This is a genomic window from Pseudomonas sp. DG56-2, from assembly GCF_004803755.1.
Taxonomy (GTDB): domain Bacteria; phylum Pseudomonadota; class Gammaproteobacteria; order Pseudomonadales; family Pseudomonadaceae; genus Aquipseudomonas; species Aquipseudomonas auratipiscis.
The window spans coordinates 2,487,871-2,509,568 of sequence record NZ_CP032311.1 but is presented as its reverse complement, the minus strand read 5'-3'; the positions used below and the strand labels follow the sequence as shown (position 1 = coordinate 2,509,568).

Annotated in this window: 22 protein-coding genes; 9 read left to right on the top strand and 13 right to left on the bottom strand. The window is 59.8% G+C overall.

Annotated features, from left to right (window positions below; translation table 11 throughout):
• The first annotated feature begins 21 nt into the window (after positions 1 to 21).
• The 4 genes from D3Z90_RS11420 (at position 22) to D3Z90_RS11405 (ending at position 4,450) form a co-directional block, all read left to right on the top strand.
• Positions 22 to 1,263, top strand: coding sequence for an FAD-binding oxidoreductase (locus tag D3Z90_RS11420; protein ID WP_136475889.1), 1,242 nt, complete (start codon positions 22 to 24; stop codon positions 1,261 to 1,263).
• 18 nt (positions 1,264 to 1,281) lie between these two features.
• Positions 1,282 to 2,064 (top strand): amino acid ABC transporter ATP-binding protein, encoded by a 783-nt coding sequence (locus D3Z90_RS11415; RefSeq protein WP_136475888.1) that lies wholly within the window; start codon positions 1,282 to 1,284, stop codon positions 2,062 to 2,064.
• A gap of 319 nt (positions 2,065 to 2,383) precedes the next feature.
• The gene (locus tag D3Z90_RS11410; protein WP_136475887.1) at positions 2,384 to 3,199 is read left to right on the top strand and encodes a gamma-glutamyl-gamma-aminobutyrate hydrolase family protein; all 816 of its coding nucleotides are present in this window, start codon (positions 2,384 to 2,386) and stop codon (positions 3,197 to 3,199) included.
• Between the two features lie 177 nt (positions 3,200 to 3,376).
• Positions 3,377 to 4,450 (top strand): NAD(P)-dependent alcohol dehydrogenase, encoded by a 1,074-nt coding sequence (locus D3Z90_RS11405; RefSeq protein ID WP_136475886.1) that lies wholly within the window; start codon positions 3,377 to 3,379, stop codon positions 4,448 to 4,450.
• Between the two features lie 19 nt (positions 4,451 to 4,469).
• Here D3Z90_RS11405 and D3Z90_RS11400 read toward each other — a convergent pair whose 3' ends face one another.
• Entirely contained in the window at positions 4,470 to 5,150 is a 681-nt protein-coding gene (locus tag D3Z90_RS11400) for an MOSC domain-containing protein (RefSeq protein WP_371922266.1), read from the bottom strand.
• A gap of 5 nt (positions 5,151 to 5,155) precedes the next feature.
• A complete protein-coding gene (locus D3Z90_RS11395) occupies positions 5,156 to 5,722 on the bottom strand; it encodes a MarR family winged helix-turn-helix transcriptional regulator (protein ID WP_178084214.1) in 567 nt (188 codons plus the stop codon).
• Between the two features lie 116 nt (positions 5,723 to 5,838).
• On the opposite strand from D3Z90_RS11395, the gene D3Z90_RS11390 reads away from it, so the two are divergent.
• Positions 5,839 to 6,573, top strand: a complete 735-nt coding sequence (locus D3Z90_RS11390) for a hypothetical protein (protein ID WP_136475884.1) — start codon at positions 5,839 to 5,841, stop codon at positions 6,571 to 6,573.
• Between the two features lie 84 nt (positions 6,574 to 6,657).
• Positions 6,658 to 7,044 carry a hypothetical protein gene (locus D3Z90_RS11385; protein WP_136475883.1) on the top strand — a complete coding sequence of 129 codons (387 nt, stop codon included), beginning with the start codon at positions 6,658 to 6,660 and terminating at the stop codon, positions 7,042 to 7,044.
• Positions 7,045 to 7,047: 3 nt separating this feature from the next.
• Here D3Z90_RS11385 and D3Z90_RS11380 read toward each other — a convergent pair whose 3' ends face one another.
• The 3 genes from D3Z90_RS11380 to D3Z90_RS11370 all read right to left on the bottom strand — a co-directional run bounded on the left by D3Z90_RS11380 (position 7,048) and on the right by D3Z90_RS11370 (position 11,056).
• Positions 7,048 to 9,489, bottom strand: a complete 2,442-nt coding sequence (locus D3Z90_RS11380) for a TonB-dependent siderophore receptor (protein ID WP_136475882.1) — start codon at positions 9,487 to 9,489, stop codon at positions 7,048 to 7,050.
• Positions 9,490 to 9,578: 89 nt separating this feature from the next.
• The gene (locus tag D3Z90_RS11375; RefSeq protein ID WP_136475881.1) at positions 9,579 to 10,553 is read right to left on the bottom strand and encodes a FecR domain-containing protein; all 975 of its coding nucleotides are present in this window, start codon (positions 10,551 to 10,553) and stop codon (positions 9,579 to 9,581) included.
• On the bottom strand, positions 10,550 to 11,056 hold the full coding sequence (locus D3Z90_RS11370; protein ID WP_136475880.1) for a sigma-70 family RNA polymerase sigma factor: 507 nt from the start codon (positions 11,054 to 11,056) through the stop codon (positions 10,550 to 10,552). Before D3Z90_RS11370 ends, D3Z90_RS11375 begins: the two co-directional genes overlap by 4 nt.
• An 87-nt stretch (positions 11,057 to 11,143) precedes the next feature.
• Here D3Z90_RS11370 and D3Z90_RS11365 point away from each other — a divergent pair, with 87 nt between their 5' ends.
• Positions 11,144 to 11,437, top strand: coding sequence for a hypothetical protein (locus tag D3Z90_RS11365; RefSeq protein ID WP_136475879.1), 294 nt, complete (start codon positions 11,144 to 11,146; stop codon positions 11,435 to 11,437).
• A gap of 14 nt (positions 11,438 to 11,451) precedes the next feature.
• Here the strand turns inward: D3Z90_RS11365 and D3Z90_RS11360 are convergent, their stop codons facing one another.
• The 4 genes from D3Z90_RS11360 to D3Z90_RS11345 form a co-directional block, all read right to left on the bottom strand.
• On the bottom strand, positions 11,452 to 12,192 hold the full coding sequence (locus D3Z90_RS11360; protein ID WP_136475878.1) for a TorF family putative porin: 741 nt from the start codon (positions 12,190 to 12,192) through the stop codon (positions 11,452 to 11,454).
• 97 nt (positions 12,193 to 12,289) lie between these two features.
• Positions 12,290 to 14,032: an amidohydrolase gene (locus D3Z90_RS11355; protein WP_136475877.1), complete on the bottom strand. Its 1,743-nt coding sequence runs from the start codon at positions 14,030 to 14,032 to the stop codon at positions 12,290 to 12,292.
• Positions 14,033 to 14,113: 81 nt separating this feature from the next.
• The gene (locus D3Z90_RS11350) at positions 14,114 to 15,091 is read right to left on the bottom strand and encodes a helix-turn-helix transcriptional regulator (RefSeq protein ID WP_136478925.1); all 978 of its coding nucleotides are present in this window, start codon (positions 15,089 to 15,091) and stop codon (positions 14,114 to 14,116) included.
• A gap of 102 nt (positions 15,092 to 15,193) precedes the next feature.
• Positions 15,194 to 17,098, bottom strand: coding sequence for a M14 family metallopeptidase (locus tag D3Z90_RS11345; protein ID WP_136475876.1), 1,905 nt, complete (start codon positions 17,096 to 17,098; stop codon positions 15,194 to 15,196).
• Between the two features lie 72 nt (positions 17,099 to 17,170).
• Between D3Z90_RS11345 and D3Z90_RS11340 the strand changes: the two genes are divergently transcribed.
• On the top strand, positions 17,171 to 17,497 hold the full coding sequence (locus tag D3Z90_RS11340; protein WP_136475875.1) for a cupin domain-containing protein: 327 nt from the start codon (positions 17,171 to 17,173) through the stop codon (positions 17,495 to 17,497).
• A 32-nt stretch (positions 17,498 to 17,529) separates the two neighbouring features.
• Here D3Z90_RS11340 and D3Z90_RS11335 read toward each other — a convergent pair whose 3' ends face one another.
• Positions 17,530 to 18,423 (bottom strand): AraC family transcriptional regulator, encoded by an 894-nt coding sequence (locus D3Z90_RS11335; RefSeq protein ID WP_136475874.1) that lies wholly within the window; start codon positions 18,421 to 18,423, stop codon positions 17,530 to 17,532.
• A 179-nt stretch (positions 18,424 to 18,602) separates the two neighbouring features.
• Between D3Z90_RS11335 and D3Z90_RS11330 the strand changes: the two genes are divergently transcribed.
• A complete protein-coding gene (locus tag D3Z90_RS11330; protein ID WP_136475873.1) occupies positions 18,603 to 19,655 on the top strand; it encodes an NAD(P)-dependent alcohol dehydrogenase in 1,053 nt (350 codons plus the stop codon).
• A 162-nt stretch (positions 19,656 to 19,817) separates the two neighbouring features.
• Here the strand turns inward: D3Z90_RS11330 and ureG are convergent, their stop codons facing one another.
• Genes ureG through D3Z90_RS11315 form a run of 3 tightly spaced genes read right to left on the bottom strand, consistent with a single transcriptional unit; the run spans position 19,818 to position 21,688 of the window.
• On the bottom strand, positions 19,818 to 20,459 hold the full coding sequence (ureG, locus tag D3Z90_RS11325) for an urease accessory protein UreG (RefSeq protein ID WP_136475872.1): 642 nt from the start codon (positions 20,457 to 20,459) through the stop codon (positions 19,818 to 19,820).
• A 9-nt stretch (positions 20,460 to 20,468) separates the two neighbouring features.
• Positions 20,469 to 21,143 carry an urease accessory protein UreF gene (locus D3Z90_RS11320; protein WP_136475871.1) on the bottom strand — a complete coding sequence of 225 codons (675 nt, stop codon included), beginning with the start codon at positions 21,141 to 21,143 and terminating at the stop codon, positions 20,469 to 20,471.
• Complete coding sequence (locus D3Z90_RS11315; RefSeq protein ID WP_136475870.1) at positions 21,143 to 21,688, bottom strand: HupE/UreJ family protein; 546 nt, start codon at positions 21,686 to 21,688, stop codon at positions 21,143 to 21,145. Before D3Z90_RS11315 ends, D3Z90_RS11320 begins: the two co-directional genes overlap by 1 nt.
• Positions 21,689 to 21,698: the final 10 nt, after the last annotated feature.

The following is a 21,698-nucleotide window of genomic DNA, read 5'->3' as shown; positions in this document are numbered from 1 at the left end:
CCTGCTGTGAGGACCGCTCCAATGCATTGTCAAACCATCGTTCTGGGCGCCGGTATCGTCGGCGTCAGCACGGCCCTTCACTTGCAGGCTCGCGGGCGCAAGGTGATTCTTATTGATCGCGAGGAGCCCGGCAGCGGTACCAGCCATGGCAACGCTGGCCTGATCGAGCGCTCCAGCGTCATCCCCTATGCCTTCCCGCGGGAGCTGTCGAGCCTGCTGCGCTATGGCCTGAACCGCCAGTCGGATGTGCGCTACAGCCTGACCCATATCCCTAAAGTAGCGCCCTGGCTGTTCAAGTATTGGCAGAACTCTTCGGTTGCCGGCCTGAGCGTTGCCACCCGCGCCATGCTGCCACTGGTGCAACGCTGCGTCGAAGAACACGACGCCCTGATCGACGCCGCCGGCCTTGGCGATCTGGTCAAGGCCAACGGCTGGATCGAGGTGTTTCGCAACAACGCCGCCTTCAACAAGGCCAAGGACGATGCCCAGGCGCTTGCACCCTACGGTTTGAGTTACGAAGTTCTTGACCGTCAGCAACTGCATGCCCGAGAAGCGGATCTGAGCGAAAACGTGGTCGGTGGCATCCACTGGCTCGACCCCAAGACCGTTACCAATCCCGGCGGCCTGACCCGAGGTTACGCCGCCTTGTTCGTGCAGCGCGGCGGCCAATTCATTCATGGCGATGCGCGCACCCTGCGCCAGATCGACAGTGAGTGGCAGGTAGATAGCCGCCAGGGGCCGATCACTGCATCCGAGGTGGTCATCGCCCTTGGTCCGCAATCGGCGGAGCTGTTCAAGCCGCTGGGTTATCGCATACCCCTGGAAATCAAACGCGGCTACCACATGCATTATCAGGGCCGCGACGGCGCCGAACTCAAGCACTCGATCTGCGATGGCCAGGGTGGTTACGTTCTGGCCCCGATGGCCCAAGGCATTCGCCTGACCACCGGCATCGAATTCGCTGACAGCAGCGATGCGGCCAACGAGATCCAGCTCAAGCGCTGTGAAGTCCTCGCGCGCAAGATCTTCCCCCTCGGCCAGCGCCTTGATGCCCAGCCTTGGCTGGGGCGGCGTCCGTGCCTACCGGACATGCGCCCGGTGATTGGCCCGGCAGCCCGGCACAAAGGCCTGTGGTTCAACTTCGGTCACGCTCATCACGGCCTGACTCTTGGCCCGGTAAGCGGTCGCTTGCTGGCCGAAATGATCACCGGCGAAGCCACCTTTACCGACCCTGCGCCGTACAGCGCGACACGCTTCAATTGATCGCGGGAGAATAACAATATGACCGCTTCACTAAGCCTTGCAGCCACCGCCCCTCAAACCGACTCACGCAATGTGGTGGTGAGCATAGAGGGTTTGAACAAACACTACGGCGCCTACCATGTGTTGCGCGATATCAACCTGAGCGTGCGCGAGGGCGAGCGCATTGTTCTGTGCGGGCCTTCGGGCTCGGGCAAGTCGACCTTGATCCGCTGCATCAACCGCCTGGAAATCGCCGAGAAAGGTCACATTCGTGTCAACGATACCGACCTTGCCCTGACCACTCGCCAGGCCGCCGATGTTCGCAGTGAAATTGGCATGGTGTTCCAGCACTTCAACCTGTTCCCGCACATGAGCGTGCTGGACAACTGCACCCTGGCCCCGATGAGCGTGCGTGGCTTGTCACGCGAGGAAGCGCAAGAGCGTGCACGCTTTTATTTGAACAAGGTGGGTATCGAGAGCCAGGCCAACAAATACCCCAGTCAGCTCTCGGGTGGCCAACAGCAACGCGTGGCCATTGCCAGGGCACTGTGCATGAAGCCGAAAATCATGCTGTTCGACGAACCCACCTCGGCACTCGACCCGGAAATGGTCGCTGAAGTGCTGGACGTGCTGGTGAAATTGGCAGACACCGGCATGACCATGCTGTGTGTCACCCACGAGATGGGCTTTGCCCGCCAGGTCGCCGAACGGGTGCTGTTTCTCGATGGCGGGCAGATAATCGAAGACGCCAGCCCGGAAGCATTCTTCAACAATCCGCAGTCCGCGCGAGCCAAGGGCTTTCTTGCCCAGATCCTGCACTGAGACAAACGCGGGGCCGTGCCCCGCGTCACCCAGCGACTTGCAACAAACTGTTAAATATAATTAACCGCGATAATCGCTCGCGGCGCCGGCCGGCAAGGCTTGCGTACTCATAATTGCACCAAGGCAATGATAGCCTTCGGCCGCGCAATCTGAAGTCGTTTGACATATTAAACGGCTCTGGCAAGCTGTATCACAGGTTTCGACCGGAAATATTGGCCCTCTGCGCCCTTCCGGCAGTGCTCGAAACCTCAGGTAGCGCAAAGGTTTCAGCAGCGCGCCTGCACAATAATGACAGGCTGCGCCTGTCCAAAGGTGACATATGCCCAACAGCAACATTGGCAATAAGAAACAAACCCTTCGTAAACCCGTCGTGCTGATGACCATGGGCGCCCAGGAGCGCAAAGGTCACGATTATCAAGTCATGACTCATAAGTACATCGTGCCACTGGTTGAACACTCAGGTTGCATACCTGTTCTGGTTCCGACCTGCTGCGGCACCGAAGACCTTGAATCCTACCTGGACATGGCCGATGGCGTTTACCTGACCGGTGCTGGCAGCAACATCGACCCAGCGCTCTACGGCCAGGAAAACGAAACCCCAGGCAAAGCCCAGGACCGTGACCGCGACCTGTTCGACATGCCGCTGGTCAAGGCTGCAATTGCCCGTGGCTTGCCGATTTTCGGTATCTGCCGTGGCATGCAGGAAATCAACGTAGCGCTGGGTGGTGACATCTACCAGAAGGTCTACGCAGAAGCCGGCTTCAACGATCACCGGGAAAACTCGGACGATCCTGTCGACGTGCAGTACAGCGCTGTTCACAGCGTGCGTCTGGAGCAAGGCAGCTGGTTGCAAAAACTCCTGCAAAGCGACGAGATCCGCGTCAACTCGCTGCACGGCCAGGGTCTGAAAAACCTCGGCAAAGGTATCGAGCCTCTGGCTCGCGCCGAAGATGGCCTGGTAGAAGCTATCCACGCACCTAGCTTGTCTCCGTTCCTGTTTGCCGTGCAATGGCACCCGGAATGGCAAGCGGCCAAGAACCCGGACTCGATCAAGATGTTCCAGGCCTTTGGCGACGCCTGCCGCAAGCAAGTGGTAAAGGCTCAAGGCAGCGGCAAACTTAGCTCAGCTGCCTGATTGAGCAATCGCGGGGCAAGCCCGCTCCTACAGGGATGAACCTGTGGGGGCAGGCTTGCCCCGCGATGCATTTCCCCTCCCCCATTGATCCCGATCATAGCCATACGCGGCGCAAACGCGCACCCTGAACGAAGACTGCACGACCCACGCCCGTAAACCTGTTCAGGAGAATTGGCCATGTCCCGCATGAAAGCGGCAATCTTCGTCGAAAAGAATCGCATTGTTCTGGATGAGAAACCCATCCCCGAAGTGGGCCCTTCCGATGCGCTGCTGCGTATCACCACTACTACGCTGTGCGGAACTGATGTGCACATCCTGCGTGGCGAGTACCCCGTGGCCAAAGGCCTGACCATCGGTCATGAGCCGGTGGGCATCATCGAAAAACTCGGCAGTCAGGTCCAGGGCTTCAGCGAAGGCCAGCGCGTCATCGCCGGTGCTATCACACCCAGCGGCCACAGTTACGCCTGTCTATGCGGCTGCGCCTCCCAGGACGGTCCTGGCACACCCCATGGCTTTCGCCCCGCAGGCGGCTGGAAGTTCGGCAATACCATCGACGGCTGCCAGGCCGAATATGTACTGGTGCCCGATGCCATGGCCAACCTCTCGCCCATCCCTGACGGCCTGAGCGATGAACAGGTGCTGATGTGCCCGGACATCATGTCCACCGGTTTCTCCGGCGCCGAACGCGGTGGCGTGCGAATCGGCGACACAGTCGCCGTGTTTGCCCTTGGCCCAATTGGCCTATGCGCGGTAGCGGGTGCACGCTTGATGGGCGCTACCACTATTATCGGCGTCGACACCGTCGCCGCTCGCCTGACCGTTGCGCGACAATTGGGCGCCACCCATGTGGTGGATTTCAAGCAAGGCAATGTCGTAGAACAAATCATGGCCCTGACCAATGGCCGCGGCGTGGATGTCGCCATCGAAGCACTGGGCACCCAGTCCACGTTCGAGTCGGCGCTGCGTATTCTGCGCCCGGGTGGCACCTTGTCTAGCCTGGGTGTGTACTCATCCGACCTGACAATCCCGTTGGCGGCATTTGGCGCCGGGTTAGGCGACTACAGCATTGTCAGCACCCTTTGCCCCGGCGGCAAGGAGCGCATGCGCAGGCTGATGGAAGTGGTCGGCAGCGGCGCTGTTGATCTCAAGCCCCTGGTCACCCACCGCTACAAGCTCGACGATATTGAAGCCGCCTACGAGTTGTTTGCGCATCAACGCGATGGCGTGATGAAAGTCGCCATCACGCCTTGAAGTTTGCCCTGAGCGAGCCTTAGATCTGTGGCCCCTGCAACCGCGGGGCCCAGTCTTCGACCTCGGCCCGCTCCAGACGCCGATCCAGGGTACGCCGCCAGGAAGGCGCCAGCGGTAACGCCAGGCACTGGCGAATCACATCGGCGTCCACCTGCTTGTCAAACAGCACCGACGACAACCGCGCCACCGACCAATGTGGATGGGGCCGTTCGATCACCTGCAGTGTATCGCCCGCAGCCAGCACACCCTCCTCCAGCACTCGGTAGTACCATCCAGTACGACCGCTCTGCTGGACCCGCAGGGACATGTCCTTTACCCCAAAGCGATCATTGAGCTTCCAGCACGGCATACGCCCCTGTGAGACTTCCAGTACCGCACTACCCACTCGCACGCGATCCCCAAGACAGACTGTCTGCTCGGTCCAACCATAGGTGCTGAGGTTTTCACCAAAGGCCCCTGCAGCCTGCAGCAATGGGTGCTCACCGAGCTCAGCGGCCCATGTCGCGTAGTGCTCGCGCGGGTAATGATGAATGGCTTTGTCCTTGCCGCCATGAACGCGCAAGTCGCCCTGCTCGTCACCCGCAAGCCCCAACTCGGTCACTGCCAGCTCGCCGCTACGGGCCTGCTTGGCGATCGCACTGCAAGAGCCTGGCCGGGTGAAGGCCACAGCCTTGCCGGTCAGGACGGTATCAAGCTTCATCGGCATTACTCCGTAAGTTCCGCGAGTTGGTGCTCGCGGCAAATCAGTTCACGCTCGGCCGACGCCAGTGGCTCCTGGGTCAGCTCGCAAAAACCACCGGAGGTCGTCTTGCGATGAAAGCGGCAGGTCTTGCACAAGCCAAAGCCCGGTACGTTTTCGTGTTGTTGGATATTGCGCAGTAAATCAGCAAGCAAAGCTTGCAAGTCATCAGCCCGCGCGCCCATGCGCTCAGTCGCCGCCAGTAGAAAATCCGGGGGCATCACCGCTGCCAGCAAGCCTCGCGCTGGCGCGGTGAGGCTCAGATGTACGCTGCGCTTGTCTGCAGCATCCTGGGTTTTGACGATCAGGCCTTTGCCTTCCAACGCCTTGAGCGACTGCGAAACCGTGCCCTTGGTCAGGCCCAGGTATTCGGTCACCGCCAGCGGTGTATTGGAGTAACGGTTGCAGCGCGCCAGATAAAGCAGTGCACTCAGTTGAATCGGCTGGATGTCGGCCAGCAGCGGGTGCTGGCGGAACCAGACACGCGTGAGGCTCGATAACCTTTCCAGCAGGTCGAATAGCACGGTGGGCAGTCCCAATTGATGGCATCGATAAATAGTATCGAATAAATACTATATTGACAAAGGTGCATTTCAGCTTAGGCTATTTGGTATCGATTCGAAACCAGACCCCACCCAGGAGCCACCCCATGAAACCTACCCTCGCCTTCGCTTTAAGCCTGCTTGCCACCCAAGTCTGGGCCCATGACAACTCTGGCATCAAAAGCGCCAAGGGCAACGCAGACGCCGCTTTCGACCTGGTTCAGACCCGGGTTTTCAAACAAGGTGAAAACCTGGTGTTCGAACAACTGGTCGACGGCAAGGCTGGCAGTCGCCTGCCCAGCGCCAAAGGCGCCTTCGCGGGTGCCGAGGTGTATAGCTACGTATGGCCTACCAGCCTGGACAGCAGCAGTGTCGGCTTTGAAGCCAAGGCCGGGATCCTGGCCCTGGCGCTGACCTCGCATCCAGATTTTGATGACACGCCGCAACTCGATGAAAACCGCGACGGCAAGACCGATAACGACGGCGGCCTGTGGCACTCCCACTGGGTAGTGTTGAGCAAGGATGAAAGCTGCGGACCCGGTGGGCTGAAGGTGCGCGATATCCCCAAAGGCGCCAAGCCCAAGCTGCCCGCCACTTGGCCAGGGGCGCCGATCTACATCGATTCTCCCGGTTACGATCTCAGCATCGACAAGAACGCGGCGCAGATCAGTGTGCCCCTGGCCGCCGTAGGCTTCCCAGAAAGCTTCAACTACGACGGAGTAACCGCGGCACTGAAGGTCAATGCCGATCTGCACAACCCGTTGCTGTGCGTCAGCAGCGTGTGGGATATCAGCTCAGGTGACCTGTCGCTGCCGGGCACCTGGAAGCTCAAGCAGAATTGAGCAACAGCCCCAGACGAGCCGCCCGACGACAGACAGCGGCTCGCCTCTGGGCAAAAGCCTGCACTCATCGCTATGCTGGAGGTCATGAATGCCACTTTGCCAACCCGCACCCCCTGCCCGCCTGGCGCCTGTGATTGCGGCCGTGAAACGCTGCAGGACCTGCGCATCCTGCTGCTGACGCGCCAGGAGGAAAAGCGCCTGATCGAACGCCTGGAAAACCTGCAGAGCCTCGCCGACCTCGAACACATGCAACGCAAGCTCTACGACAACCTGGGCATTCGCTTGCAGATCAGTCCCAGCGACAACGAAGTGCGCACCATGCGCGGCTTCAACATCCAGATTGCTGAACTACCCGGGCTGTGCCGCAAGACTCGCCAGAGCATCCCCGCTGCCATTCGCCGCGCCCTGGAGCGTCAACCGGAGATTGCCTACCGGCTGCTGGACGCCCAGGACTTGTTGCGTGACGCCTGAAACCTACCAGTTGTAAGTAAGATCGGTGGTCAGCGTGCGGCCTTCACCGTAATAGCAATCGACATCACTGGTACAACGGCTGACATAGACTTTGTCTTCGAGGTTTTGCAGGTTGACCTGCAACTTGACCCCTTTCAGACGCAGCGGCGACTGCTGGAAGTCATAGGAGAGCATGCCGTCGTAGACGGTGTACGACGGGATGCTGAAGTGATCATAAGCAAAATCACTTCCGTCACTGCCACGCACATACCGCGCGCCCAGGCCCATGCCCAGACCAGCCAACAGCGTATCGCCGGTAAAGTGGTAGTCCAGCCACAGCGACGCTGTCATCGGTGGCGTCCCTGATGGGTGCCGGCCTTCACGACCATCGTTGTCCTTGGTGTAGACCACATCGTTACGCGAAACCGAGGCAATCACGTCGAGGTTGTCACCCAGACTTGCCTTGCCCTCAAGTTCCACGCCGCGCGAGCGCAATGCGCCGACCTGGACGCTGCGGGTCCAATCGCTAGGATCGGTGGTGAGGATGTTCTGCTGCTTGATCTCATACACCGACAGCTGCACAAAACTCTCCTGCCCAGGCGGCTGGTATTTGACCCCCGCTTCAACCTGCTTGCCGGTGGACGGCTCGAACGGCTTGTGGTGGATGTCCGCCCCCGTCACCGGCAGGAACGACTCGGTGTAGCTGATGTAAGGCGTAACACCGCTTTCGAAGCTGTAGCCGATGCCTGCACGACCGGTGAACTTTTCATCCTTGAGGGTGGCGAAGTTCTGGGCGATAGGTTCCCGGGTTTCGGTTTCGGCCCAGTCGTAACGACCGCCCAGGGTCAGGAACCAGTTGTTCCATTTGAGTTGGTCCTGCACATACAGGCCCGTCTGGGTCACTGTGTTATCCCAGTTGAACGGTTGGCCGAAGTTCAGCGCCTGACCGTAGACCGGCGAGTACAGGTCGATGATCGGTGGATTTCGGTCGTACAGGCCAAGGAACTTGGAATTGGAGTGGTAGTAGTCCACCCCCACCAGCAGCGTGTGCGCCACCTCGAACGTATTGAACTTGGCCTGGGCAATGTTATCGACGCCAAACACTTTATTGCGCTGTTTCCAATCGACTCCGAAGCGGGTCATGTAGCGCTGGTCGTCAACACCCGTCTGCGGGTTGGTGACAAACGTGTAGCCGTGCAACGGCGCGCGAAAGCGATCGTCGACATAGGCATAGCGGGCATTCTGCTTAAAGGTCCAGACATCGTTCAGTTCGTGACTTAACTCATAACCGAACGTGTACTGCTCGCGGTCATAGGCGTTGATATCGGGCTCACCGATAAACCGGCTGCGTTTGATCCGGCCATTGGGGCTGGAAAATACCGTTCCGATGGAGGGCAAGCCTTGAGCTTCCGGGACACCGTTGTCTTTCTGGTAATGGCCATAAATCGTCAGACGGGTTTTCTCGTTAGGCACCCAAGTCATGCTCGGTGCAAGCATGAAGCGCTGCTGTTCGACGTAATCGATCTCGCCGTTTTTATCCAGGCCATTGCCCGTCAGGCGGTACAGGAACTCACCTTGATCATCCATGGGCCCGGCGAAATCTAAGGCCGCATAGCGCCGATCCTGGCTGCCGCCACCCAGTACCAGTTCACGCTGCGGCGTAGCGGTCGGGCGTTTGGAAACCATGTTGATCAGGCCTCCCGGCTGGTTCTGCCCGTAGAGCACCGAGGCGGGGCCCTTCATGACTTCAATCCGCTCCAGCAGATACGGGTCAATCTGCAGTGCGCCGCCGGTGCTGCCGCCGCCGTAAGGCAAGTGCAGGCCGTCCAGGTACAACGGTGTAGGACTGAAACCGCGAGAAGTGGGTTCGTCAAAGATGCCGACCCGGTCGGAGAAGCCACCTCCGGTGATGCCGGGGGTGTAGCGCAGGGCTTGAGTGACCGTTTGCGACCCCAGGGCCTTGATTTCGTCCTGGGTAATAATGTTGATGGTCTGCGGCACTTCAAGCACCGAGGTATCGGTCTTGGTCGCCGTGCCGGTGCGCTTGGCCACATAACCCACCACCGGACCCCAGGCGTCCTCGGTCCCTTGCCCGGTGATCTGCGTGGCGCCCAGTTCCAGCGCATCGCTCTGCACCGTCGGTACCAGGTTCCAGGTTCCGCCTGCCGTGATGTTCAGGTCCAGACCGCTGCCGCGCAGTGCTTGCATGGCCGCTTGCTCGGGTGTGAGCTGGCCACTGACCCGGGCTGCCTGCTTGCCCTGCACCAACGCGGGGCTGACCGACAACACACGTCCGGACTGGCGGGCGATGCGACTGAGGCTTTCACCCAGATCACCGGCCGGGATGTCGAACGTCTGGGTGGCGCTGACGCTGCTACCGTTCTGCGCCAACGCGTACAACGGCGCACTGCTGCCCAAGGCAATGGCAAGGGCCAGCAGGCTGGGGCGGATCATGGAATCTGACATTGTGTGTAGGGGCTCGTTTGAAGTTGTTGTCCATAACCAGGACACACCAGTGACCGGATCCCCTCACGGCCGAAGATTTTTTTTGCCCCTCAGCTCACATCGATGCGCGTCAGCCAGCCGCCGAAGCTGTCAACGCTGATCGGCAGGGTTTCGCTGAGCGAAAGCAAAGTGCGGTCACTGTCATCCAGGGGGAAACTGCCATACACGCGGATTTGCGCTGCTGCCGGGCTAATGCGGAGCAACCCTGCTCGATACGGTCGCAAGGCCTCGATCAGATCACCCAGAGGTTCGTCGCGCACATCCACGCGACCATCAGTCCAACCCGCCCGGGTCCGTAGCGAAGGCGCCAGGGCAACGCTGCGCAGACCATCGAACGCATAAGCCTGTCCTTCCTCGACACGCTGTGCAGCGGCATTGCCGGTGGTCAGCAAGACCGCATGTTCCTGCACCGCAACCAGGCTTTGTTGATCGTCCTGGCGCACGGTAAAGCGCGTACCTTGCGCCTGAACCTGGCCTTGGCGCGTGGCGACAATGAACGGACGATCTGCCTCGACAGCAACCTCCACCTGTAACTCACCCTCGCGCAGCAGCACCAGGCGTTGACTGGCATTGAACTGTAGGTCAACTGCCGTACGCGCATTAAGGCGCAAGCGCGAGCCATCGCTGAGGGTCAGACTGCGACGCTCACCGGTTGCGGTGTGCACGTCGGCGAACAAATCGCCCAATGGCGTTCGCCGGTGCGCCAGACCGGCACAGCCCAACCCCAGCAACACCATGGCCAGACCACCACCGAGCACCTTGCGTCGCGATAGTGGAGGTTGCACGCGTAGGCTGCGGCTGGCAATTGCCAGTTGCCCAGGTGAGCGTTGTTCAGCTTGATGCAGACCGGCCAAAGGTTCTTGCAACAGCGCATTGACCCGCTGCCAGGCAGCTTGGTGCGTCGGGCAGTGCTTTAACCAAGACTCGAAAGCCTGATGCGTCTTGTCTTGCGCTGGGGCATTTTCGAGTGTCAGTAGCCAGTCCACAGCCTCATGGATAGCGCGATCTACCGAAGCGTGGCTCATTCGGCCTCCACGCTCAGGCAATGCAGGAACGCTCGCCGCAAATCCCGCTCCACCGTTGCCAGCGAAACGCCCAACTGCTCTGCGATCATGGGCTGGCTCAGGCCTTCGAGACGATGCAAGATAAAGGCGTGGCGCGCTCGCTCGGGCAGGCCGTCGAGCAACCGGTCGATCTGTGCCAGCGCTTCACGCACCAGCAACACATCCTCGGCCGAAGGCATGCAGCACTCCGGTAGCCGCCCAAGCTCTTCCAGGTAGGCCTGCTCCAGGGCCCGACGGCGAAACAGGTTGCTCAACAGGCGCCGGGCAACTGTAGCCAAAAAGGCACGAGGTTCTTCCAGGGCTGGCAGGGCACTACTGCCCATGGCCCGGACAAAGGTATCCTGCGCCAGATCCGCAGCATCATCAGGGCAGTTCAACCGGCGATACAGCCAGGCGCGCAGCCAGCGATGATGGTCGCTGTAGAGATCGGCCACGATTGCCTTGGTGTCGACAGAACGGGTCACTGACGGGAATCACACGCTAATGGTAATTACTATCATTATCGTGATAGCACCGTGAATATACAATCCCTTCGTAGGAACACATGACCAATGCTTGCCCTGACCGCGCGTGAGGTTTACCAGCAACTGCGTGACGCCGCCCTCGGGATCCGCCCGATGACGCGTCTGAAACCTGCCCTTTCGAACAATCTGACATGGGTAGAGATAGAAGGCTGGCAACTGGCGCTGGACGTTGAAGGCAAGCGCCTGCACCACTGCGAGCACTGCCAGCATCCTGATGGTCGCCATGGCTCACTGGACACCTGGCAGCGCTACGGCACCGACCCGGTCAGCCTGTTGAGCACCTGGGAGCTGGCCCAGATCGAGCGCCTGCTCGACCTGTGACCGAATTACGGGTATTAGAAGGTTTTGTTGGCGCTTGCAACAACGGTGGCCGAGCACAGGTCGTCAAATCCGTACCAACCGATGCATTCGCTTTTCGACAAGTCGGTATCGATGTAGCTCAAACCCCAGGTGACTCCACCAAACTCACGGGTGAATTTCACTTCCCATTCATAGTAAGTGTTTCGGTCATCGCCGCTGGCAGACCAGAACGCGGGGTCTTTCACATCGTTACGACCGGCGCGCAGCTCCAGGCCAACCTCACCGGGCAAGGCAAAGCTATAGCCAAGATAGGTGTAAAGCGTGTCCTGGTCTTCGCCGAAGAAATTCGGTGTGTCATCGGAGTAATAGGCGCCGAGTTTCACTCCATACACATCGAGAATCGCGTACACCTCGCTCAAATTGAATTGCGCTTCTTTGGGATAGTCGTACTTGATGTAGCCAAGGTCGAGGCTAATCGAATCGGTGGCTTGCCAGTACCAACCGGCGTAGTACTCCAGCTCCTGGCGCGTCTTGAATTCGCTGCCGAAGTCAACGTTCGAGGTCCAGGCCCCAAGGTACAGGCCACTGCTGTGGATCAGCGTCGCCCCGCCCTGCAGTGCAGGGTCGCCGAGGGTTTGCGAAACCCCACGGCTGCGATAATCGCTGGCAGCGGTGAGCTCTACCTCCAAGAGGAAATCGTCACTCAAAGTCAGCGCTTGGCTGGTCAGTGGCGCCAGCAGCAAGCCGGCGAGAGAGAAAACGGTACGTGCGTTCATACAGAAACCCTTGTTTTTATTGTGTGCGGGCAGATTCCTGCAGGCGAAGCCAAGCCCCTCGCAAGGCAAGGAGCCAAGGCATCGTCAGCGGGGGACCTCAGGAGGCGGGGGCGTAGACCTGCTTGCCGGCGAAGAAGGTCTTCAGTACTTGAGTCTCGAACAGTTCATCGTCGCTGACCTTGAAAACATCACGGTCCAGCACGATCAGGTCAGCCTGCTTGCCGGGTGCCAATGAACCGATCTGCTGCTCAAGGCGCAGGGTCTTGGCGGCATTGAGGGTGTAGGCCTGGAACATGAGTTGGCGATCGACGCTTTCCTGGGCGTTGAGTACCCCTAGCGGCCCTTTTCGGGTGGCAGCCTGGGCGATAGCGTTCCATGGGTTGGGGCTGGACACCGGCCAATCGCTGGCACCGGAAATTGTCGCTCCAGCCTGTTGCAGGGATTTGGCCGGGTACTGATGGCTATAGGCTGAAGGGGTAATGTAAGGTTTCACCAACTCCACGGTGTAGCTCTCGCCAGTTGCCCAGAGCAGTTGCATCGAGGCGATCACGCCCAGTTGCTTGAAGCGCGGGAAGTCCTTCGGGTCGACCACTTGCAGGTGGCTGATGCTGTGGGTCTTGGGCGTGGTGCTGACCTTGCGCGCATACTCGACGCCATTGAGCGACTTGCGCACTGCTCGGTCGCCTACAGCGTGCATATGTACGATCCAGTCGCGTTTTTCTGCGGCGGCGACCAGCTCGCCGAAACGGTCGGGCTCGATCAACAACTGGCCGTTCTTGTTGCTGTTCTTGTAAGGTTCAAGCATCGCCGCGGTCTGCCCTGGATACTCCAGCACCCCATCCACGAACACCTTGATTCCCGGGAAGCTCAGGTTGGGCACGCCTTCGAACTTCTTCGCCACCTTGGCCAATACCTCAAGGTCGGCAGGTCGGCTTTTCGGGTTGGCAATCATCAGGGCCGCGACATGGGCACTGAGTTCGCCCTTCTCTGCCAGCGTGCGGTACAGCGGCAATACACCGTAGCTCTGTTCGGTCGCCTTGAAGTCAAACAACGAGTCGTCGCTGCCAGCGTTGGCCGCAGCATCCATCCAGGCAGTAACGCCATACTGGTTGTTGATCCGCACCGCTTCACGGGCAGCCTTGAGCATGAAGGCTTCGTCGGCGGCAGGAATCTGACTGCGTACCTGGTCCCAGCGCGATTCGGAGAAGTATCCGTTAGGGGTAAAGTCCGCGTCGTGCCCCACATAGCTGCGGTCCTGCTCGGACATTCCCTTGACCAGTGCCGCATCGATCTTCAGGCGCTTGAGCATGGCATTGTTAGCCCAGCCGGTGTGGCCGTCGATGCCGTTGAGCACCAGGGGTTGATCGGCCCAGCGCCCCTGATTGAACACTTGGCCCAGTTCGCGGCTTTTTTCCCAGTAGGCTGAACTGGTGCCGGCAACACTGATGACATCCCCCGCTCGCCCGCGGCCTGCCTTGACCTCGGCAAGTATCCATTGCTCAAGCTCGGGCAACGGCTTGACTTCATCTTCAAGGTTCGCGCCCAGGCTCGCAGAACCTCCTGCAATCGGATGACTGTGGGTGTCGATCATGCCCGGCATCAGTACCTTGCCGGCCAAATCGATGCGCTGGGTATTGGCGTCGGCCAACGCGTTGATCTGGGCATCGCTGCCCACTTGCAGGATCTTGCCGTCCTTGACTGCCACCGCTTGCATCAGTGCTTGTCCGGGCTCTGCGGTGTACACCTTGCCGTTGACCAATACAAGGTCAGCGGCGGCCATTGCCTGAAGTGATGAAAAGGCCAGGGTTGCGGCCATCAGGTTGGGAATCAGTCGTTGCATTGGAACGCTCTCTTGTTTTAACGGCTATGCGTACACCCTATAGCGCGAGACAAAAGAGCGGACCTCTGCAAATGAGGAGGGTCAGGCGATTTTTTCCGCAAGCGGTGTGGCCAAACGCAAGGCAGACCCCAGTTCCACCTTGCTCTTGACTCCCAACTGCACATAGCAATTGCGCAAGTAGGTGCGCACGGTCGCCGGGCTCAGCGAGAGGATACGGGCAATTTCCTTGTAGGAGTGGCCAGCGGCGAAAAGCATGGCTGCGGTACGTTCACGGGGGGCCAGCACCACGCCAGGGGCCGGGGCTTCAAGTGACAAAATGACATGATCGGCATTTGGGCTCAGGGTCAGTGTGCACCGCCCCAGACGCATCACACAGGGCACTTTGTGCAACTGCGCAATGACTTGTGCCGGCAGCACCGATCCGTCCCAGCCAGGCACCTCGCGCTGAACCGCTGCACACACGCGTGCACCGATATACAGCAGGCTGCCGTCCAGGCGCGCCACGCCGAAATCACTGGCACCGTTACCGGTGTCGATACGAATCATGTCCTGGACCTGAAAACGCCACTGTTGCAGCAAGTGCGCGCAGAACGCGGCAAACAAGCCGTCTTCGGTAGCGTTGAATGCCTGCTCTTCTACGCCTCGATACAAGCAGACAAAGAAATTCAGTCCGCTCTCAGGCAGCTCGAAGGTGATGTTCATCAAATGGTAGAGGTCGTAACGGCGGGCAAAGTCGTTGACCGCCTCGACAGGATCGGTGAACTCACTGTCGCGTACCACCCGACCGAGACTGGACAAGGTGTCGATGGCAAAGCTGTCCAAGCCGGCCACGTCATGCCACTCACTGGCAAACGAGGCCGGCAGATCGATACGCCCATGCATCCAGCTCTGGATCGGGGCACTGCTGTCCGCGGACATCTCTCCCCACCATGCCGAGGCAAACGGTACCAATTGGCGAAAGGCCTGCAGGCCGTCGGCAATGAAATGCGAACCGCCCTCCTCGCGGGCAAGACTGGCCAATTGCAGAACACACCGGTTGAACGCTTCCAGGGTTGCCATCGACAACGGGAAAGCACTTGCTTGGACCGCCACCATCATTTCCTCTCTAATTATTATCGCCATCGCCGAGCAGGCACTCTCCTGTCTGCCCGGCGATGCTCCTCAGAACACCGCACCCACGGGATAGACGAAGGCATTTACGTCATAAAACGGCGTACGCTGATAAAACCATTGCAACCGTGCACTGGGGCTGGCGGCGAAGGCCTTGTCGCTCTTGAGTTTCTTGTCGAACTCGGCCTTGAGCGCCGGGTCCTGTGCCAGCATCTTGCGCGCCATGGGCTCCATCACGTACTCCTCGGGCTCTTCGGCCACGACCAGCGTCGAGTTGAAGAAGCCCCAGGCCCAGAACGAGTCGGGGCTTTGCGGGTACAGCAAGTTGACCGCCAGCACGCCCAGTGGCTGGTCGAGATCGATCACCACCGATCCCGGCGCGAATGTCTGCAAACGCTCGAAGGGCTTGGCCACGCCGCTGACCGGCAGACGCCCCTCATAACCCGGAATCTGGTTGACCTGGGCGCGATCGGGCTCGAAGCCTCCGGCTATCTTGACCTCGTCCATGCGATACAGGGTGACCGGTATTGCCGTGGGTTTGTCCAGCGTAGTCATCTGAATGCCATGGGCCTTGAGGCGAACGATCACCTCGCGCCACTGCACCGGTACCACGTACTGGCGTGGCCGCTTGGTCACCAGGTCCGGCTCGGTGTTGCCGGTTACCGGCACCGTCAGTTGCTTGGGCTTGTTGCTCCAGACGATGGTCTTGGCGCCCGTGATCGGTGACTGCTCGTAGCGATAGTCGCCGACCGTGAACGGGGTAGTTTCGGCCTTGCCCGGTTTCCAGGTGAGAATGACGTCCTGCTGTGCCTCGAGTCGCTCGCGGTCCTGGCGGATGGCTTCCTTGAGCGACGCCGATTGCTCGCCAATGACCTCAAGCATGCGCTTGAGCATCACATAGTTACCCAGTACTTGAGTCTGATAGGGGTGCAGGGCGTGCTGTTCGATCAGGATCGAAGGGACGTTGCGAATATCTCCGTACTGATTGGAGAACCGCGCATAGTCGCTTCGGTACGGGTAATAGCCCTGGGTCGGGTCCTGATTGTCATTGAGGCTGATGCACTCATGTACCACATGCCCGTCTGCTTCCAGGGCCTTGTACACCGGCGCACGCATGACGTTGTCCATCCACGCGCTGCTTGCCGGCGACCAGCCATTGCCGTTGTGACAGTAAGAGCTGTCATAGGGGTACATGGCGCCGTCGGTGGAATGCGTGTCGGCGAAAAAGCTCAAGTCGTAGGTATTGAATACCCAGGCGACGTTGCGAATTTCGGCACTGTCGAGCTTGGTGAAGTCGCGATTGAGGTTGTAGTTCAAGCCATTGACCCGCCAGCCGGTTTCTTGCGGGCCGTTCTGGTTGATCCGACCGTAGGCGCTGCGACGCAAGTCACCGTCGATATTGACGGTGGGAATGAAGAGAATATTGACCTTTTCCAGCACGCTTGCCAGCGGCTTGTCACCGGTAGTCATGTCCCGCAAGAGCATGAACATGGCGTCCTTGCCGTTGGCCTCGCCGGGGTGAATCTCGGCTTCGACGAAAACTGTCGGCTTGCCGGACTCGTTCAGCCCGGCTGGCGATTTGTCGACCTCCAATGAAGCGATCGCCATGACCATCGGATGGCCTTCTGCGCTTTTTTCCGGCAAATCGTGCAGCACGATACTGCCCCCGGAGGCCGCCACCAGTTTGTTCAGGTAAGCGCGTGTCTCGGTGTAATCGCTGGTCTGATTGAAACCACTGGCTTCGGCCGTGGTCACCAGCGGGTTGTCTGCGCTGGCGATGTAGCGTGTACTGGCCAGGGTCTGCTCGAACATCGGTGGCAAAATGCGTTGCTTGGCTGCGTCGGGATAGACGCTATCGTCTATGTAGGCAGGCGCGCCAGGCAGAGCCGCCAGCGCAGGCAGGCAAGTGCTCAACAGCATTGCGACACTGAACGGCTGCAAAAGCGAGTGTTTCATGATGATTCCCTATCATGAGTGGCAGATGCCACCTTAAACCACAATGTGGTGCCAGACGAGGGCCTTGCAACGATGCTCGACAATCTGCTCAACCCCCTCCCCCCTGCCACCGAGCAGGAACACTTCGATGAACTGCTGGCCCGCCCGGGCTTGCGCATTGAACGCATCGTCTCCAATGGCCAGGCAAGTCCCGCGGGCTTCTGGTACGACCAGCCGCAGAGTGAATGGGTGTTGCTCCTGGCCGGTTCAGCGGGCTTGCGGCTGGAGCACGAATCTAGTGCCCGGGCACTGAAACCAGGCGACTTTGTCGAGATTCCTGCTCATAGCCGACACCGTGTGGAGTGGACCGACAGCACGCGTGCCACCGTGTGGCTGGCGGTGCATTTTGGCGATATTTGAGCGCAGTTATCGAGCTTGCCCCACGTGGTGACTCACCCGTATGGCTGCTCTTCCCCAGGGCTACGCTGAAAGTGACGTTTGTATTCGCGACTGAACTGCGAGGTGCTCTGATAGCCGACCCGATGCGCCACCTGCGCCACCCCCTGGCCTTCGCCGATCAGCATTTGTTGAGCCTTGAGCAACCGCAGGCGCTTGAGGTACTGCATTGGCGAAAGCAGCGTGCTGCGTTTGAAGTGTTCGTGAAAGGTCGAGGCGCTCATGTTGGCGCAGCTTGCCAACGCCTCGACACTCAAGGGTTCGGCATAGTGGTCGCGCAAATGGCTGAGTGCCGATGCAATACGCGAAAAATGCCCTTGTTGCTCAACCAGCGCGCGCAAGACGCCAGCTTGCGGTCCGCGCAACGCCACATACAACACCTCGCGCACACGGGCGGCACCCATCACCTGACTGTCCATTGGGTCCTGCAGGCAACGTAACAGGCGTTCGACACTGTCGCGCATGGCATCGTCAAGTGCAGCCGAGGCCATCGATTCAGGTGTTTGCGCCTTGATGGGATCGTTGGCTGGCAACCCCATATTCTGTACCAACTCCCCCACTACCACGCGGTCGATGGCCACCGACACCCCCAGCAATGGCTCGTCCGCGGTGGCAAAAGTCTCGCACATGAAAGGCACCGACAACGCCTGAACCAAGTAATGCCCGGCACCGTACTCCAGGGTTCGTGCACCAAGACGCGCCAGTTTGCTGCCCTGGGCGAGAATCATCAGGCTCGGCTCATAGATCTGCGGGCTGCTCGCCACATAGTTATACGCCGACAGTACCTGCACCTGAGCCAGATGCGTATCGACAAACCCGGGCCGCACCGCCAGGGCGCGTATCAGGGAACACAGCGTGGCATTGGCATCAACGTGACGTGTCAGTTGCATGGGGGACCAGGACGGAGGAATAGACACTGCCATCATCGCAGCTTGGCAGCCTGGTGTGTGCTGATCAGGTGCAGATCCGGAGTTTTAGGCATGACAGGCGGAGGAATGACAATGGGCAGCCTGCCGGCCACTGCGGACAATGGCGGCCATTACTGTTCATCGATTTACAGAGGTCAGCCATGTACACAGCCATCGGATACGCCGCCCAGTCTGCCACCGCGCCACTTGCGCCCATGACCTTCGAGCGACGCGCCCTGCGCCCTGACGATGTGGCCATCGAGATTCTCTACTGCGGCGTTTGCCACTCGGACATCCATCAGGCCCGTAACGAATGGGGCATTGCCGTCTACCCATTGATGCCTGGACACGAGATCGTCGGCCGTGTGACTGCAGTGGGTGCCAATGTCAGCCGTTACAACGTGGGCGATCATGTCGGTGTCGGTTGCATGGTCGATTCCTGCCAGCACTGCGAAGCATGCCGTAGCGACTTGGAGCAGTACTGTCAGGAAGGCCCGACCATGACCTACGCCACTGCAGACAGAATCGACGGCAGCAACACCATGGGCGGTTACTCCAACAGCATTGTCGTCAGCGAACGGTTCGTTCTGCGCATTCCGGCCAGCCTCGACCTACCAGGCGCGGCGCCGATCCTGTGCGCGGGAATCACCACCTACTCGCCGCTCAAGCACTATGGGGTCAAGGCCGGTGACCGTGTCGGCATTCTTGGCATGGGTGGCCTGGGCCACATGGGCATCAAATTCGCCAAAGCCATGGGCGCAGAAGTGACCCTATTCACGCGCTCCCCGAGCAAGGCCGAAGAAGCCCGCAAACAGGGCGCCGACCATGTCATCGTGTCCACCGACCCTGCGCAAATGCAGGCTGCCAGCGAACATTTCGACTTCCTTCTCGACACCATCCCGGTTCAGCATGACCTGAACCCTTACCTGCAGACCCTCAAGTTCGACGGTGTACACATTCTCGTCGGCCTGATCGAACCCGTGGACCCTGCCCTGCATGCTGCCAACCTGGTGTTGAAACGGCGGGTATTGGGTGGCTCGTTGATCGGCGGCATCGCAGAAACCCAGGAAGTGCTGGAATACTGTGCCGAGCACGGTATTCGCTGCGATATCGAAATGCTGGATATCCGTCATATCAACGAGGCTTACAGCCGAATGATTGCCGGCGATGTGAAATACCGTTTTGTAATTGACATGGCAACGCTCAAAGGCTGAGCCCACAGGTAGAACCTTTCCGCGCCTGGGTAGCCCTGGGCGCGATGCGCCTATCCGTTCAAGGGAGGCAATGATGACAGCGCCGCCCTGGAAAATGGATCTACGTGCACACCGCCGCGCCCAGGACCTGAAGCATCGGACCGTGTTATCCAGGTCCGCGGTTCAAGCCATCGAGTGGGGCGCTCGCGCAGCGCCAAGCATCCCTCGCTCAACGATAAAGTCGATAACCTGCTGCAAGCCCTGCCCGGTCTTGAGATTGGTGAACGCCCACGGCCGCTCGGGCCGCATCCGTTGCGTATCCTTCTCCATCACCTCCAGCGAAGCACCTACATAAGGCGCCAGGTCGATTTTGTTGATCACCAGAAAATCCGACTTGGTAATCCCCGGTCCGCCCTTGCGCGGGATCTTTTCACCTTCAGCAACGTCAATCACATAGACCGTCAGATCGGCCAGCTCCGGACTGAAGGTTGCACTGAGATTGTCGCCACCACTCTCGACAAAAATCACTTCAAGATTACCGAATCTACGTGCCAGTTCCTCCACCGCGGCCAAATTCATCGAAGCATCTTCGCGAATGGCGGTGTGCGGGCAACCACCGGTTTCCACCCCGACAATACGCTCCGGTGCCAGTGCGCCAGCTTCGGTGAGAATTCGCTGGTCTTCCTTGGTATAGATATCGTTGGTCACCACAGCAATCTCATAGTGATCGCGCATGGCCTTGCACAAGGCCTCAAGCAGCGCGGTCTTGCCTGAACCGACCGGACCGCCGACACCGACGCGCAGGGGTTGCTGATAACTTTGCATGGGTTGTCCTCAAGAACGAAATAATCGGGTGTATTGGGTTTCATGTCGGGCCGAAGCAATCGCCAGCAATGGCAATCCGCCACCCAACTGATCATCGGGCACCTGCAGGGCATGCTCGAGCACGCCAGGCAGTTCTTCACACAGGTCACGCAGCAGACTTTGTGCTGCCTGTTGGCCAAAGGGCACCAGCTTGACGCCCGCCATCACTGCACCTTCGAGCCAGGCAAAGCCATGACCCAAGGCCAGATCGGGCAAAGGAATGTCCCAGTGCGCGCCCAGCCAGGCCATCCCACCCAACTGGCTCAACGCCACGCTCGGTCGCCATTGCTCCGCCTGGCACAGCTCCCAGCCGTCGAGCAGGCGGGCAAAGGCCATCCCCCGCTGGCGCTCTTCCAGGCGTAACTCGGCCGTTTCACGATTGGCCAGCAAGAACTGACTCCAGTGCAGGAATGCCCCGGCGTCGTCGTCGCAACAGGCGTGATACAGGCGCGAAAGTAGCGGCCAGTCGAGATAGCCCAGGGTGTCGTGCAACTGCTGGCGTTGCCAACTGCGAAAACCGTCGGCGCCTTGCACCCAGCCGGCCTCCACCGCCCACTCCAGCCCTTGGGAATAGGTAAATCCGCCTACTGGCAGGCTTGGACTGGCCAACTGCAGCAGTCGCAGCAGCTTCAGCTCGGTACTCATCAGCCAGCCAGCACCACTGCAGCGCCCGCCAGCAAGCCTCCACCGAAGGCTTTCTGCAAGGCGCTGTGGCGGCGCAGCAGGCACCCGCCGGCAAAGCCTGCGAGCAACAGCACGCCGCTGACCGCGACAAAGCCTGCACTGAACAACCAGAATGCCCCTGGGCTGGCTTCAACGCCGTGGGCCCAACCATGGAACAAGGCGAACACCGGCATTGCCAAGGCCAGAACCATTTGCCGGCCAGGCAGCAACATGGCGGCAGCAGCCACCAGCAACGAACCGATGATCATCGTTTCCATGCCAATAACACCGCCGAACAACTGCCCCAACAAGGCACCACCAAACATGGCACAGAGCGTCAGCAGCGGCAGTGCCAGGTTACGGCCGGTCAATGCCGCGAGCACGCCGGTACCGAGCAGCATGAGTAAGTGATCAAGGCCGGTCAGCGGGTGCAGCAGGCCATCCTGCAGGGGGTTGGCGTCATGACCTGGGTGAGCGAAGGCCGGTACGGCCACCAGCAGCAACGCGAGTGCAACAGTCTTGTTCATGGGTATTCCT